Origin of the sequence: Alloscardovia theropitheci (assembly GCF_004332295.1) — a bacterium.
GTDB classification, from domain to species: domain Bacteria; phylum Actinomycetota; class Actinomycetes; order Actinomycetales; family Bifidobacteriaceae; genus Alloscardovia; species Alloscardovia theropitheci.
Map to the genome: position 1 here is coordinate 242,697 of NZ_RXLP01000026.1, position 544 is coordinate 243,240.

Annotated in this window: 1 rRNA gene; it reads right to left on the reverse strand. The window is 52.2% G+C overall.

The annotated features are described in order from the left end of the window. Positions 1–83 precede the first annotated feature (83 nt). Positions 84–544, reverse strand: a 23S ribosomal RNA gene (locus EJ419_RS07665); the annotation flags it as partial.

The window sequence follows — 544 nt, forward strand, 5'->3', positions numbered from 1 at the left end:
TAGACGCGAAAAAATCGTTAAGGACACTTAGTGTTCAATGTTACCTTAGGAAGAGTATCAGCCCACACACACTAGTGTGTGGAGTGTTAATTGCCTTCGACTCTTAGTACCAGTCAGCTCCACACGTTACCATGCTTCCACACCTGGCCTATCAACCTCATCATCTATAAGGAGTCTCACACACTCACAAGGAGTGTCAGGAATTCTCATCTTGGAGAGGGCTTCCCGCTTAGATGCTTTCAGCGGTTATCCCTTCCGAACGTAGCTAACCAGCCATGCCACTGGCGTGACAACTGGCATACCAGAGGTTCGTCCACCCAGGTCCTCTCGTACTATGGGCAGGACTCCTCAAAATTCCAACGAGCGCAGAGGATAGAGACCAAACTGTCTCACGACGTTCTGAACCCAGCTCGCGTGCCGCTTTAATCGGCGAACAGCCGAACCCTTGGGACCTGCTCCAGCCCCAGGATGCGACGAGCCGACATCGAGGTGCCAAACCATCCCGTCGATATGGACTCTTGGGAATGATCAGCCTGTTATCCCC